Genomic DNA, 13,099 nt, shown 5'->3' on the forward strand with positions numbered 1-13,099 from the left:
TTTCCGTCATTCCGAACGACAAAGGAGGAGGAATCTCATGAGGCGAGTAACTCTCATTAAACAGCGCAATTCCTATTCTAATTCTACAGGTATATATGTTACATTCTCTAAACTAAAATTAAAAGGCTCAGAACCTCCGCCAGTCATTACAATATCAGCGCTTTGAACCTCAAATAAATTTATTTCCGTGTTTATTTTTGAAATAATAGCAGAATTAAGAATTTCTCCTTCTACAATTTCAGAAGCAACACCTATATAAAGTTTAGGATTGAATTTAAAAACAGCTTTTTGACCTGGTGCAAGATTAGTTTTTATAGCTAATAGTTTACCATCCTTATAACAATTAGCATCAATAGCGCTTCGTGTTAGGTTGTTTCGTACTTCTACTTCATCTATGTTAGAAGCAAAGTGTTGGGATGGTTGTAAAGTGTGTCCAGATGCTCTCTCAACCATTTCAAAAGCACTTCCATCATAAGCGGCTAATTTGGGTGTGAAGTTTCCGTAAGAATCAACAGCAGAAACTTGAAAGTTAGTAGAATAATTAATAGGATGGCTTTCCCCGTGACTTGGATTTTTAATCACTTTCCATGCAATATGACGTTCATCAAAATTGCTAGCAACATTCTTTTGAAAAATTACAACATCACTATTATTCGCATCATTTGATTTGTTTACAAAGTTTAATTTAATAGAGTTACTCATAAAGTCAATTTTTAAAGTTTGGTATAAAGTTGTTTTGTTATGTGAATTTAAGAATTTGATAGCAAAAAAGATAAACGAATGTTATAAGCGCATAATTTTTTGTGTTGAAGTGTGTGTTGGATATCCTTAAAGAAGCTGTCGTCATTGAGAACGTAATGGAGGAATTTAATGAGGAGAGTAACTTTTTTGTTTAAGATTTCTCAGTCGTTAGCTCCTTAATAGTTACCAGTTCAGCAGTAAAATCTGTTTTCGTAAAGTTTATTGGTACTCAGGAATATCTCTTAAAAACACATAGGTTTCCTTCTCTTTATCGAGCATACAAAAAAAGTGTTGTAGTCCGTTGGTAACGATGAGGTAATCGGCATCAAGCTTTAAATTATAACGTGCAATTTGATCAAATGTGTCTTGCGTTATTTTTATATGCGGAGCCTTACATTCTACAATAATATTCGGATGTCCGTCCGAAGCAAAAATCACAATATCGGTACGCTTTTTAAGGTTGTTGATAACCAATTGTTTTTCAATAGCAATAAGCGAAACAGGATAGTTTTTTTCTTGAATTAACCACTGAACAAAATGCTGACGTACCCATTCCTCAGGAGTTAATACCATATATTTTTTTCTCAAATTATCAAAAATAAGCGTCTTATTTTCGTTACTTTTGAGCTTGAATGTATAGCTAGGAAGGTTGAGCTTTTGCATAACCCAAAAGTAAGAAAATTATAAGTTATTTCTAATGGAGAAGAAGGAGAAGCCGTCATTTTGACCAGAGGTAGAAATCTCATTCAGCGGAGTAACTCCCTTGTTTAAGATTTCTCAGTTGTAACCTCCTTCGAAATGACATTATAGTAATTGTCATTCCGAACGACGAAGGAGGAGGAATCTCAAGAGGTGTGTTACTCTTATTGTTAAGATTTAGCTTCGCTGAACCTTACGGTTTCTCGTCGCTCATAAAATCGCTCCGTCGAAATGACTAAGAGTGTTATTAAGGAATGAATACTTAGCTACAACATTTTAATAACAATAACACCAAAAGAAGGCAGAAGAAAGACACATGAACGAAATTAAATCTATCATATCCGATATAAAAGGAGGCAACATCAAACCCATTTATTTTTTAATGGGAGAAGAACCGTATTACATCGATAAAATCTCAGATTATATTGAAGATAATGTGTTAGATGAATCTGAAAAAGGGTTCAATCAAGTAGTTATGTACGGTCGAGATGTGTCGATAGAAGAAATTGTATCGTCGGCAAAACGTTTTCCGATGATGGCAGAAAAGCAGGTGATTATTGTTAAAGAAGCCCAAGATTTAAGCCGTACGATTGATAAAATAGAGTCATATGCTGCCAATCCGCAACCGAGTACCGTATTGGTGTTTAACTACAAATACAAAAAGCTCGATAAACGTAAAAAGGCGTACAAAGCCATAGCAAAAAGCGGACTCATTTATGAAAGTAAAAAACTGTATGATAATCAAGTAGCCGATTGGATTCGTCAAGTGTTGGGCGGAAAAAAGTTTAACATCGAACCGAAAGCTGCACAAATGTTGGTGGAGTTTTTAGGAACAGACCTGAGTAAGATTAGCAACGAATTAGATAAACTAACCTCAGTATTGCCTGCGCAAACCATTATTACCGATAAGCATATTGAAGAGAACATAGGGATTTCTAAAGACTTTAACAATTTTGAATTGCGTAAAGCTGTAGGACAGCGAGATGTGGTGAAAGCGAACAGAATTATCAATTATTTTGCACAGAACCCAAAGAACAATCCGTTGGTAATGACTATTTCCTTACTAAATAGCTTCTTTACACAGTTATTAATGTACCACGGATTAAAAGACAAATCAAAAGCTTCGATTGCTAAAAACTTAGGAGTAAACCCATATTTTGTGGACGACTACGTAAACGCTGCCCGTAACTACCCGATGCGAAAAGTATCACAAATTATAGCCTTATTACGTGATGCCGATGTAAAAAGCAAAGGAGTAGGAGCCAACCAAACCCATGCAGATATTTTAAAAGAATTACTGTTTAAGATTTTGCATTAATAGTATTGTGTACAAACCTTATCATTAAAGAAGTAAAGAACTACGAGTAAAAATGTCGTAAAACGATATTTTACAAACAAAATTCTAATAATGAGGCAATCAAATTAAGTTACCTACTCTCTCTTTTCATAATTAAACGTATCAAATAGACAACTACTCGAATAAAGAGATAAAAAAATACGTACTACTTTGTCTCTTTTTAAGTACATAAAATTGTATGTATAAGTACAAGTTGCGTACAAATAAAATTGGTTCTTCTTAAAAGACAGTGTTTTACGGTAAAAAGCTTAAAAATCAATACACTAATTGTATGATTTTGGAGATATTTTATATCTTTAACTCAAAAAATTGTACCACCCTAAAAAAAATCTATGAACATAAAAGCAAAGCTTTTTGTATGTGGTGAGGAACGAGAATTGCTTACTGCTAACTTAAATTACAACAGACTTACTGACTGGAACGGTAAACCTACTTCTGCCTTAATGGGAGGAACTATCTCAGTAACTTTTGAATCACAAATGTATGACGACTCTTTTGCAGAGTGGATTAAAGCCGATAGAACCGAAAACCCAAAAGTTGAATATCCCGCTAATTTATACTTATTAAGAGATGGTAAAATAGTCTTTTACAAAGACGAGTTTGATGGAATAGAACTATTTCAATACAACTTTCAAGATGGTGTACTTGTAAATTACTACGAAGCTTTTGACAACCAAAAAGGTATGTATGTTACGTTAACCATATCGCCTGCGATGCAAGACTATCGTTTTTTTAATAATAGTACAGACTGGAGAAGAAAAAGTCCTACTCGTTATATAAAACACTGGCAAGAAAGTTTTATACCGCCTATAAAAGAAACTCCTTATAAAGCGAAAGAAACTAATAAATCAGAAAAAAAACCTCAAATAATTAGTGGATGGTGGACTAAAAATAAAAATGACAGATTAAACCTAAAAAAAGCAAAATTAGGAGACACAGTTTATTTTCATATAGAAACTAAGAATATAAAGGATCGTGAGGAAATAGACTGTAAATTATATGATTTAGATAAGTTTTTTTCAGATGACTATTTAAACCCTGACGATGATGAATTCGATAAGAAAGAAATTCATAAAAAAGCTATTGTAAAAAATAATAAGGCGACTATTGAACTTTTTCTTAACCAAAAATGGGAACAAAATCTTGTAGAAGATAGAGCTTACGATATTGAACTTTATTGGAGAGTTACTTATAAAAAAATAACTAAAAATTTACCGAATAGAGAAAATCTTTATCTTAATGTAGCTTTTTCCGATCGAACACTGTTTTTTAAACCTTCTATTGCAGGGGGTAAATTACCACAACTTATTGCTAATGATGGAAGCCCTTTATTTTTGGCAGAACTTAAAGGTGCTACAACTGATGAAGTTGAGGGCATTGCTAAATCAAAAATTAAAAAGAAAATTAAAAAGAAAGCTGAAAAACTTGTAAGTAGTGCTGTAGCAGGTTATAATAATGCTATTGAAAGTAGAGTAACTACCATTGCATTGGCGAAATTAGCCAAAGGTACTATGGTAGACACAAATGGTAAAATACATACTAAGTCTAGAAAAATTTATCAATACACCGAAGAAGTATTTAACAAAGAAGTAATTGTAAAAAGAGGTAGACGTTTTAATAACGGTGTTGTAAAATCAGCAGCTAACCAAGCACATTATTTTGCAACTAATGGTACTAATGTAGAAATACTAAATACATTACGTATAAGACCACTAATGAGTGCAGAAGACGCATCTGAAGCATTTAGTAAAATATTTAGTTTGGTTGATTTCTCTATGATGAGCTTAGAAGAAATAACGGATACACCTTTAAACGTACCTGATTTTTTGTTAAAACGTTTTTTACCCAAAACTCCCATAGTAGGTATTAGTTTATGGCTTGAGTTTTTAGGATATGTAGCATTAGTTGAACATGAAAAGCAAGAGGCTATGGTTAACCAAATAATGCAAGAAAAACTTGAAAGAGCAAAAACAAAAGGATTAGATGCTTTAAGAACATTTTTACATGTTTATGAAACAGATTATAATTTGATTCCTATTTCAAGTAAAACTCTCTCAGCATTGTTATTAGGAGAATTTAAAACTTTTGACGAACTTTTAGATTATGATGTAAATACTAGAGGTGCTAAAAAAATAGAACTTTTAATTAAAGAAGTAAAAAAAGACTACCTAAAAGAAAATCCTAGAGTTATCGAATCAATTTTATTTCAAAAATAAATCAAAATGAAAATATACTTATATATACTGTTATTAGCATGTACCTCTTGTAAAACTGTCAGTAAAATAGAAGTGGATAATTATCCTTCTAATAAAAACAAAGTTATAGCTTGGTATGATAAAGAGCAGAAAGATATTTGGGCTATTAGCTTTCCCTTTGTTTTAACTATAAATAATAAATCAGCTAATCAAAAGGAAGAGCTTACTTTTCATCAATACATCTATAAAAAACCTAGTGAAGGTGCTTTCGCATTTTTGTATAAGGAGAATGATAATAACGATTTAATAAAACTGAGTAGCACGCTCAAAAAAGAGATACTTCCAAAACAAAAAAAAGAGTATGTCGTTTACTCAAAACATCTTATTGATAACCTGACGGATTCTAATAAAATTCTTTCAGCCTTTCAAAACAAACATTTAAATAAAGACTCAATACATTTGAGTAGTTTTAAAAACTTCAAAAATAAACTGCCTGAATTGACACAAAAATTATTATCAAATGACAGCATTTTTTTAAAGTTTACAAATTTTGATAAAACAACTTCTCCTCCTAAAAGAATTAAAGTCCCTATTAAAATTAACTAATGAAGTTAACTATTTACTTATTTATAATCTTAACAACATTTACATGTGCCAACCCTAAAAAAGATCTTGTTTTTAATCAAGTTCAGGCTAATGATTATCCAGTAATAATAGGGATGTATAAAAAACGAATTGAAAATAAAATATCATACATAAAACTTCCCAATCAAATTAAAATAAGGAATACATCTTATGTTAATCAGACACTAAGTAAAATTAATTATTACCATTTTAGCCCTTATATAGAAAAAGAAAAATCTCAATTAGGGCTCTATACTATTAAAGACGATTCACTTATATACGCTACTAATCACCAAAAAAGAATTATTTATGGTAAAGACAGTTTAAATTACGTCTATTATATAAGATGTCATCTTTTAGATGCTACCAATGCTATCCAGTTACAACTTAAACCTTATGTTGAAAAAATGATAAAGGAAAACAAGGATACTTTGCACATAGGTTCTTTTTCTCAGTTTAAAAACAAACATTATAACTTATTGGAATTACTGACTAAAAATGATACTATTTCACTGAATTTTATTACAGGTTTAGGAAAAGCTCGTAAAATGAAGTATAATCCTACAGGAAGCTCAAAACGTAGTGAAGTTAAGGTGAGACCCACTCGCTATAAAGCTGTTTTTTTTCCTGTAGAATGGTAAAAAATAAATTATGATAAAAAATATAATCAATATAATGCTGATCTTTTTCAGTAGTATTTTTACTGCTTTTCAAATAATCTTATTCATAATTTTAGCAGAAGTACTAATGCAAGGAGAGCCTGATAGAGGTAGTAAAGGCTTTTTGTTGTTTTTCTTTTTTATAATTTTATTAACTGCTTTTGGTCTATTAATGAATTTCAAGGGAAGAAAACCACTTGTATATGTTACCTGTGCTGGGTTTTCAACTTTAATTATGGTTTATTTGATTAATTATATCGATGAACACTTTACTTATGGCAATGAGATAACAAATACATTGTTAAACATATTTAAGTTTGGAAAAGCTAATTCAGAACTAAATGTTGCAGAACGTTATTATTATGCTAACTTAGTTATAATCTATCCCTTTACTTTGTTATCATCTTATCTAGCTTTCTATTATTTTTTATTCTACAGCAAAAGAAAAATAGTTAAAAATTAAAACATCAAAGAACCCCATTAATAATGCAGTTTAGCTTAGTAACATTTATAAGAAAAATAGTTGAAGGTATTTACCTTACATCTTCACATAAGAGTCCCGATAACTATAATAATGCTACCAGATACAACAATAGGTCAAACAAGTTGCTCTTTAAAGATTACTTACACATAAAAGTATCTACAGAAGATGTTAGAATTGAAGGATTCTATTACGACGAAACTATATCTATTGATGTATATGGAAAAGAATGTAGAGAAAATCCAGACGATTACTTTGATGAAAAGAGTAGTTTTTTAGACGAATTATTTATAAGGTCGCCTGAATATTATAAAAACAAACACGACAGGTTTGAAACTCGTAAAAGGTTTAGGTCGCAAATAACAATTTCTTTAAAAGACAGAAATATAAAACTGCAAACATCAGTTTTTATGAATGAAGTTGAAGCCAGAATGAAGCTTTACGAACAAAACGTTATTAATATATATTATAAAAAATGGGAAATGGAAGATATGTATTTAAGTAGAGCTGGAGAAAATATTCTTAAAAAAGATTTTGAAGAATACTTTGTAGACTTAAAGTTTTTAAACCAAAGAAAAGTTGATTTTAGAAGATTAAAAGTTTTATAAAGCCCTAAAAACTTGGGGGTAAACCCGTATTTTGTGGATGACTACGTAAACGCAGCCCGTAACTACCCGATGCGTAAAGTATCGCAAATTATCGCCTTATTACGCGATGCCGATGTAAAAAGCAAAGGAGTAGGAGCCAACCAAACTCATGCTGATATTTTAAAAGAATTGCTGTTTAAGATTTTGCATTAACGTTCCGGCTATGAAGCGTAGGAACGGTTTGGTTGGTTAGGCCTATGCTTTATAGCCATTGTTGCCAAACGTTTTTATTTTTTATTTCTATATACTTGATAATAGTCAGTCTCGTAACGAATTAACAATTCGTCTGATTCCAATTTTGTGATTTCTCGTTTATTGTTCTCAACAATATTTCCGTCTTGGTCATATTTTAAGGTCTTACCAAACATTTCTGCTGCTGATTTGAGCATATTATAACTACTAGTCCCTTTTTTGGTCACTAATTGGAGTATAAGAGAAGTCGGGCTTTCTAAAAACCAATTTCCTTTGTCCGTGTTTTCAGGAGTAAATTGAAGTTCATAGCTTCCATCTTCGTTTAATGTCATTTTAGGTCCTGTTGCTTTAATCTGGATTTCATTACCCAATGGTGAACCTTTCATTTCTCTCGTTATAGATTCAACTTCTTTCCCGTCCTTGTCTATCACTTTTTCAATTTCCCATACTCCAGTCAAAACTCTGGTTAAAGAGTCTAAGTTTTCTGTTGGTTCTTGAGCAAAAAGAGAAATTGTCCCAATTGTCAAGGCAATTACTAAAGTCAGTCTTTTCATTTTTTTAATGTTTGGCAACGGTTTTGTATAAGATTAGTTGCGTGATTTAAGCAACTAATTTAGCAAATACAAACCGAATAGAAAATCCGCGAGGATTTTCGTAAGTAGGCTTGCACTAGCAATTAATTTTATACGGTGTTGTGCAACGTACTTATTCGTATAATGTAATTCTAAAGTCCTTTATTAATTCCGATAGTTCATCCATTTCTTTTTGTCTTGGATAATGTTTGTTAATTATATTAAAAGTAACATAGTTTAAAAGAATTGAACATATTAAAACAAAGCTAATTCTGGTTCTGTGAAATATTTCTAATTCTTTTTCATCATTTGGTTGTTCACTTTCGGGTTTTGTCATTCCACGTGCAAATAGACTTCCAAAAAGTGTTCCGTGCATAATTTCAGATGAATGTCGGTAAATAAAAAATAAATTTATAACTAGCATCATTCCAACTTCCTTTCCGTAATAATCTCTAATTATCTCAATTTTTTTAAAAACATTATCTCCAGTCCAAGACCTAATTTCAAATCCTTTATTTGAAGTGAAGTAATTCAGTGCTTCTTTAAGTTTGTCCGAAATTGGTGTTTTGTCAATATCCTTTAATCCGATGCCAAATGTTAAATCTTTTATTTCAATTTTTCTATCTAAATCACGAAATGCCTTTTGGTGATAGTGTTGTAAAGCCTTTTTAACGGTTTCTTCTCCTTTGGCTCCAAAATATCCCAAATTCAAAACGTGGTCAAATATTATACGAGACAAAGAATAACAATCACGCATTTTTCCCATAGTGGATAAAACAAGTAAAGAATTACTTGTGTCCAAAATTGGACCCACCATAAGAGAAAAAGACATTGCCACATCGTCTTTTGTATTTGTCAATCCTTTATTTACAGATTTGGCTATTAATCGAATAGTTTTGTCAAGTGTTTGCTGTGCAATTTCTAAATACTCTTCAGTGCCTAATTTTATTTCTTTATTCATTTTGTATAATTTATTGTATAATCTTTAAAATAAATAGGCTGTCTGAAAAGACAGCCTATAATTTAGTAGCAGACCGAGGAATCGAACCTCTAACCCGTCCCTAGGTTTCATAAATGTTGGAGCTTTCAAGGAATTTCTTTTTGGACACGTCTGCTGTTCGGGATGGTCTGCCCACCAAATAGAAATAACGTTATTAGAATTACTGGAATTATAATAAAGGTTAGACCTTTTACGATATTATTGAATCTTTTTTTCATATGACTTATTTTTTTAATTATAGAATCACAGATTAATCGAACAATAACTCCTTGAGTTAAGCTATAAACCCAACTATTTAATTCACCAAGATTTTAAAGAGCGTATTATTATTTGTCAAAAATTATTTCCAAATATAATTCGGAATAATTAGTTTTCGGTATGTTGCACAACTTGTTTATATAGATGTATAATACATCGTTATACAACCATTTTGGTAGGTTTATGATTGTATTTATGTTTGTTTATACTTTTACGAACCTAAAAAAAGACAAGTACATATTCTTACGGAATCCCATAAACTCAATTATTTAGGTACTAAAAGTAGTTTTAGCTATCATAAAAACTTGCATGGGGCGCTAATATCACGGCATGCTCCGAAGACACCACGGCATGGGTCGCTAATACTACGGCATGCTCCGCAGACACTACGGCACAGGTCGCTGATATCACGGCGTGCTCCGTTGACACCGCGGCATGGGTCGCTGATATCACGGCGTGCTCCGAAGACACCACGGCACGGGTCGCTAATATCACGGCATGCTCCGCAGACACCGCGGCACGGGTCGCTGATATCACGGCATGCTCCGTTAACACCACGGCATGGGTCGCTAATACTAAGGCAATAGATAAATTAATAGCACTCGTAAAAAAGTTGACAGCGGTGCTAGCCGTAGCCTCAAATCCCAACAGATATTACAAAACGCTCTCGGAGAAAACATTAAAAGAGATTAAGAAAAAGCTACCAACCAATACTTAAAAGTAGAATTTTGTTAGTTGTAGTATGAGTTAGCAGCCGTACAAACAAATGAACGGACAAAATTCTATATTATATGAAGGATATTGCTAATCTTTATGAGGTTAAACTAAGTTCTCTTTCTGTTATATGCATGTGTTTTGTGAAGAGTTATTTAAATTCTAAATTCTTTTTTCTAATTGTAAAGTCTCTAAAATCAGGTGTATATTTTAGTCTATTATGTTCTGGTTGTTTAGAATGACATTCAATACAAAGTACTTCAAGATTTGTCGGGTTATCGTTTGATTTATCTCCATCTCTGTGATGAACATGAGCAAACTTTTTATGTTCATTATTTGACATGTCAATTTCACAATCTTGGCATATATAGTTTCTTTTCTCCCTTATAGCTTTACTCTTTAGATTAAAATTTTTGTTGTAAACATTTAAAGGGGCATTATTCGCGTTTCTAAAAAGTCCAGTATTTAGGTTTGAATCTTTGAATTGATTGAAGTATTCTGCTAAATCAAAATTTTCGTAAATATTTGTTTTAATATGATAGGGGTGAATTTTATATTCTTTATAATTAACTTGTTCAAGACAGTTTTTGCAAACGTTCATGGGTTCTATTAAATCTTCCTTTACAATTTGATTGTCTTCCATTAGGTTTATTTTAAATAGACCGTCAGTTCTTAAGGAGACAACGTATCTTGAATTCCGTCTGTTTAAAAAAGCTCTACCAATTGTATTGCATTTTGTTAAATGAAACTTGTAACCTCTTGAGTAATACTTGTAATATTGATCGCGTATGTAAACAATCACTTTTTTTCCTTTGTACTCAAAAACACCATCATTAGTCTTGATTTCACTTAATTCAATCTCAACTTCACCTGTTTTGAGTAATTCAGCTAGTTTTGAATCATCAATACCTTCCCAGCTATTGGGTGTTTTAATTCTTTTTAATTCAGCTCCCATTTCTTCAAGAAGTGAATTTAATTTCTCAGAATTATAAAAATTAATCAGCTTCATTACTCGCTAAGTATTTTAGTTATTCTTTTTTCTGCGTTTGTTTTAACTCTAAACTCTACACGTCTTGATAATTCTCTGTTCTGTGTCCCATCTTCATTATAAATAAGTTTACTCGAACTAAGTCCGTTGGCAGTTACATTAAGTCTAATCCATTTCGCTAGATTTTTATCAGGTTCTTTACGGAGTACGTAGTCAAGGACATTCCGAGTTCGGTTTTGTGAAAGCTCCATATTATATATGTAAGCTTTGCTTTCGGTTGTTTTGGCTCGCCAGTAACTAGAAGTGTGTCCTTCAATACGAATTTCATCAATATCGTTTCTGTAATTATCTTTATGTAAAATTGCAATAAACCTAGGGAAGAAATTAGCTAAAATTCTTTTAAACTCTGGTTTTAAGTTAGCACTCCCCATATTGAATAAGATGTCTGGAGATTTAAATCGAACACTTAAGCTAGTCTTATCAATTTCCGCATTCCATTTTTTTAGGTCTTCTTTAAATTCAAGGTTCAAATCTTCATAAAGTTCATTTTGAAGTTTGTTATAGGTAACTGCAACTTCTTGAATTTTTTCTTTTTCTAAATAAACCTTCAACATGTAGCTCACAGCAATAAGTAAAAAAACCATCATTAATACAGACATTAAGTCTGATATTGGTAACCATTGACTTTCACCTTCTTGTTTTTGGCTAAAATTCTCCATACTAGTTAATTTTGTTGGCTAATTGTACTACTTCCTTTAGTTTTTCAGTCAATGGTTTGTAGTCATTAACAAAATGTTGAGATAAACTGGTCAGTTGACTACCAAGACTTTCTAGAGATTTATTTAACTCTTGCCCTAATTCATTATCTAGGTTTTTAATTCTATCAGCATTATCAGTAATCATTTTTTCAATGTTCGCCTTGTAGTTTTCTATTAATCGTTTTTGAGTACTCGAAAACGAATCATAGTTTGTTTGAATGTCCGCTAGTGAGTCCCTTATGTATTTGTTAGATGTTTCGGTTAAAGAATTCATATTTTGCTCAATGATTGGGAATGAATCTTTAGCCTTATCACCGAGTTCAGCAAATGATTTAACAGTAGATGAAAAATCAGTAACAGTCTCTCTTAGTAGTTCATTTGTCTCGAATATAGTATTATTACTTTCGGCAGTTGATTTTAACGCGTTGTCAATTTGTTGAATATTTGTGGCTATTGCAAAAAATTGAGCAGTTAATGTTTCAATATGTTCTTTGTATTCTTTTTGCCATTCAAGCATAGAACCTACAGCTTCATTTAATTGTTTAAAATTTTCTCCAAATTGCTCGTTAATCTTTGTGTTAAAATCTTGCATTACTTGAGTTAAAGCATCAACTAGACTTTGAGTGTTGTCTGCAACCATTTTCTCAGCAAAATCTTCAAATGAGTTATTCATTTTATCAAAACCATCTGAATTGGTAGTTCTAATTTTTTGTAGTTGAGTAATCATAGTAGATTCTCCATCACCTACAATTGAATTAGTAAGACGATTTAATGACTCAATCATTTGTTCAGCTATATCATCAGACTTTTTACCAGCTAGTTCTTCCCTAAAGCCATATACGCTTGGATAAATTCGTAAAACCAGATTAGCAAGAAGTCCAGCAATAGAGGTTATAAAAGCTGTCTGAAGCCCATTTATTAGTTTAGGTACACTATCCGTAATATCGTCTGGATTAAAACCAAGTAGTCCGATGAAAACACCAAGAAAAGTTCCAAAGATTCCAATTGTAATAGTGAGGTTAGCTATATGTCCCTTACCAAATTTACGTTTTAGTAGAAAAGGCGATATTAAAATCAAAATTGCTAAGCAGTATGAAATTGTGTCAATGCTTTGATTTAATATTTCTATCATGTGATTTCGTTTTTTTTCAAATGACAACTAGTTTGTTATAAAAGAGCAATGCCTTTTTATTTAATTAAACATAAGATGTCAG

14 protein-coding genes and 1 pseudogene are annotated in these 13,099 nt (G+C 31.6%); 7 read left to right on the forward strand and 8 right to left on the reverse strand.

Annotated elements, in window-relative coordinates; genetic code table 11:
• Positions 1–72: 72 nt before the first annotated feature.
• Positions 73–702 (reverse strand): hypothetical protein, encoded by a 630-nt coding sequence (locus VCM48_RS15205; RefSeq protein ID WP_482271058.1) that lies wholly within the window; start codon positions 700–702, stop codon positions 73–75.
• 258 nt (positions 703–960) lie between these two features.
• Positions 961–1,404 carry a type I restriction enzyme HsdR N-terminal domain-containing protein gene (locus tag VCM48_RS15210; protein WP_099216504.1) on the reverse strand — a complete coding sequence of 148 codons (444 nt, stop codon included), beginning with the start codon at positions 1,402–1,404 and terminating at the stop codon, positions 961–963.
• A 352-nt stretch (positions 1,405–1,756) separates the two neighbouring features.
• Between VCM48_RS15210 and holA the strand changes: the two genes are divergently transcribed.
• The 7 genes and pseudogenes from holA to VCM48_RS15245 all read left to right on the forward strand — a co-directional run.
• Positions 1,757–2,758, forward strand: coding sequence for a DNA polymerase III subunit delta (gene holA, locus VCM48_RS15215; protein WP_482271059.1), 1,002 nt, complete (start codon positions 1,757–1,759; stop codon positions 2,756–2,758).
• 371 nt (positions 2,759–3,129) lie between these two features.
• Positions 3,130–5,013, forward strand: a complete 1,884-nt coding sequence (gene tssD, locus VCM48_RS15220) for a type VI secretion system tube protein TssD (protein ID WP_482271060.1) — start codon at positions 3,130–3,132, stop codon at positions 5,011–5,013.
• Positions 5,014–5,019: 6 nt separating this feature from the next.
• Positions 5,020–5,598, forward strand: a complete 579-nt coding sequence (locus tag VCM48_RS15225) for a hypothetical protein (RefSeq protein ID WP_482271061.1) — start codon at positions 5,020–5,022, stop codon at positions 5,596–5,598.
• Positions 5,598–6,257: a hypothetical protein gene (locus VCM48_RS15230; RefSeq protein ID WP_482271062.1), complete on the forward strand. Its 660-nt coding sequence runs from the start codon at positions 5,598–5,600 to the stop codon at positions 6,255–6,257. Before VCM48_RS15225 ends, VCM48_RS15230 begins: the two co-directional genes overlap by 1 nt.
• A gap of 10 nt (positions 6,258–6,267) precedes the next feature.
• A complete protein-coding gene (locus VCM48_RS15235) occupies positions 6,268–6,738 on the forward strand; it encodes a hypothetical protein (protein ID WP_482271063.1) in 471 nt (156 codons plus the stop codon).
• A 23-nt stretch (positions 6,739–6,761) separates the two neighbouring features.
• Complete coding sequence (locus VCM48_RS15240; RefSeq protein WP_482271064.1) at positions 6,762–7,364, forward strand: hypothetical protein; 603 nt, start codon at positions 6,762–6,764, stop codon at positions 7,362–7,364.
• A gap of 6 nt (positions 7,365–7,370) precedes the next feature.
• A pseudogene (locus VCM48_RS15245) lies at positions 7,371–7,556 on the forward strand (DNA polymerase III subunit delta); the annotation flags it as partial.
• A 74-nt stretch (positions 7,557–7,630) separates the two neighbouring features.
• Here the strand turns inward: VCM48_RS15245 and VCM48_RS15250 are convergent.
• The 6 genes from VCM48_RS15250 to VCM48_RS15275 form a co-directional block, all read right to left on the reverse strand.
• Positions 7,631–8,149, reverse strand: a complete 519-nt coding sequence (locus VCM48_RS15250; protein WP_482271065.1) for a hypothetical protein — start codon at positions 8,147–8,149, stop codon at positions 7,631–7,633.
• A 151-nt stretch (positions 8,150–8,300) separates the two neighbouring features.
• Entirely contained in the window at positions 8,301–9,128 is an 828-nt protein-coding gene (locus VCM48_RS15255; RefSeq protein ID WP_482271066.1) for a DUF5677 domain-containing protein, read from the reverse strand.
• Between the two features lie 585 nt (positions 9,129–9,713).
• Positions 9,714–9,854, reverse strand: a complete 141-nt coding sequence (locus VCM48_RS15260; RefSeq protein WP_482271067.1) for a hypothetical protein — start codon at positions 9,852–9,854, stop codon at positions 9,714–9,716.
• Between the two features lie 436 nt (positions 9,855–10,290).
• Entirely contained in the window at positions 10,291–11,148 is an 858-nt protein-coding gene (locus VCM48_RS15265; RefSeq protein WP_482271068.1) for an HNH endonuclease signature motif containing protein, read from the reverse strand.
• Positions 11,148–11,846 carry an OmpA family protein gene (locus VCM48_RS15270; protein WP_482271069.1) on the reverse strand — a complete coding sequence of 233 codons (699 nt, stop codon included), beginning with the start codon at positions 11,844–11,846 and terminating at the stop codon, positions 11,148–11,150. The genes VCM48_RS15265 and VCM48_RS15270 overlap by 1 nt, the downstream gene beginning before the upstream one ends.
• Position 11,847: 1 nt before the next feature.
• A complete protein-coding gene (locus VCM48_RS15275; RefSeq protein WP_482271070.1) occupies positions 11,848–13,017 on the reverse strand; it encodes a hypothetical protein in 1,170 nt (389 codons plus the stop codon).
• Between the last annotated feature and the right edge of the window lie 82 nt (positions 13,018–13,099).

This window comes from Tenacibaculum sp. DPLXC6 (assembly GCF_056815515.1).

Excerpts from the sequence above, each read along its gene's own strand:
- VCM48_RS15275 (WP_482271070.1), bottom strand. The coding sequence starts at position 13,017 with ATGATAGAAATATTAAATCAAAGCATTGACACAATTTCATACTGCTTA.
- VCM48_RS15205 (WP_482271058.1), bottom strand. The coding sequence starts at position 702 with ATGAGTAACTCTATTAAATTAAACTTTGTAAACAAATCAAATGATGCG.
- VCM48_RS15230 (WP_482271062.1), top strand. The coding sequence starts at position 5,598 with ATGAAGTTAACTATTTACTTATTTATAATCTTAACAACATTTACATGT.
- VCM48_RS15240 (WP_482271064.1), top strand. The coding sequence starts at position 6,762 with ATGCAGTTTAGCTTAGTAACATTTATAAGAAAAATAGTTGAAGGTATT.
- holA (WP_482271059.1), top strand. The coding sequence starts at position 1,757 with ATGAACGAAATTAAATCTATCATATCCGATATAAAAGGAGGCAACATC.
- VCM48_RS15265 (WP_482271068.1), bottom strand. The coding sequence starts at position 11,148 with ATGAAGCTGATTAATTTTTATAATTCTGAGAAATTAAATTCACTTCTT.
- VCM48_RS15225 (WP_482271061.1), top strand. The coding sequence starts at position 5,020 with ATGAAAATATACTTATATATACTGTTATTAGCATGTACCTCTTGTAAA.
- VCM48_RS15255 (WP_482271066.1), bottom strand. The coding sequence starts at position 9,128 with ATGAATAAAGAAATAAAATTAGGCACTGAAGAGTATTTAGAAATTGCA.
- VCM48_RS15250 (WP_482271065.1), bottom strand. The coding sequence starts at position 8,149 with ATGAAAAGACTGACTTTAGTAATTGCCTTGACAATTGGGACAATTTCT.
- tssD (WP_482271060.1), top strand. The coding sequence starts at position 3,130 with ATGAACATAAAAGCAAAGCTTTTTGTATGTGGTGAGGAACGAGAATTG.
- VCM48_RS15270 (WP_482271069.1), bottom strand. The coding sequence starts at position 11,846 with ATGGAGAATTTTAGCCAAAAACAAGAAGGTGAAAGTCAATGGTTACCA.
- VCM48_RS15235 (WP_482271063.1), top strand. The coding sequence starts at position 6,268 with ATGATAAAAAATATAATCAATATAATGCTGATCTTTTTCAGTAGTATT.
- VCM48_RS15210 (WP_099216504.1), bottom strand. The coding sequence starts at position 1,404 with ATGCAAAAGCTCAACCTTCCTAGCTATACATTCAAGCTCAAAAGTAAC.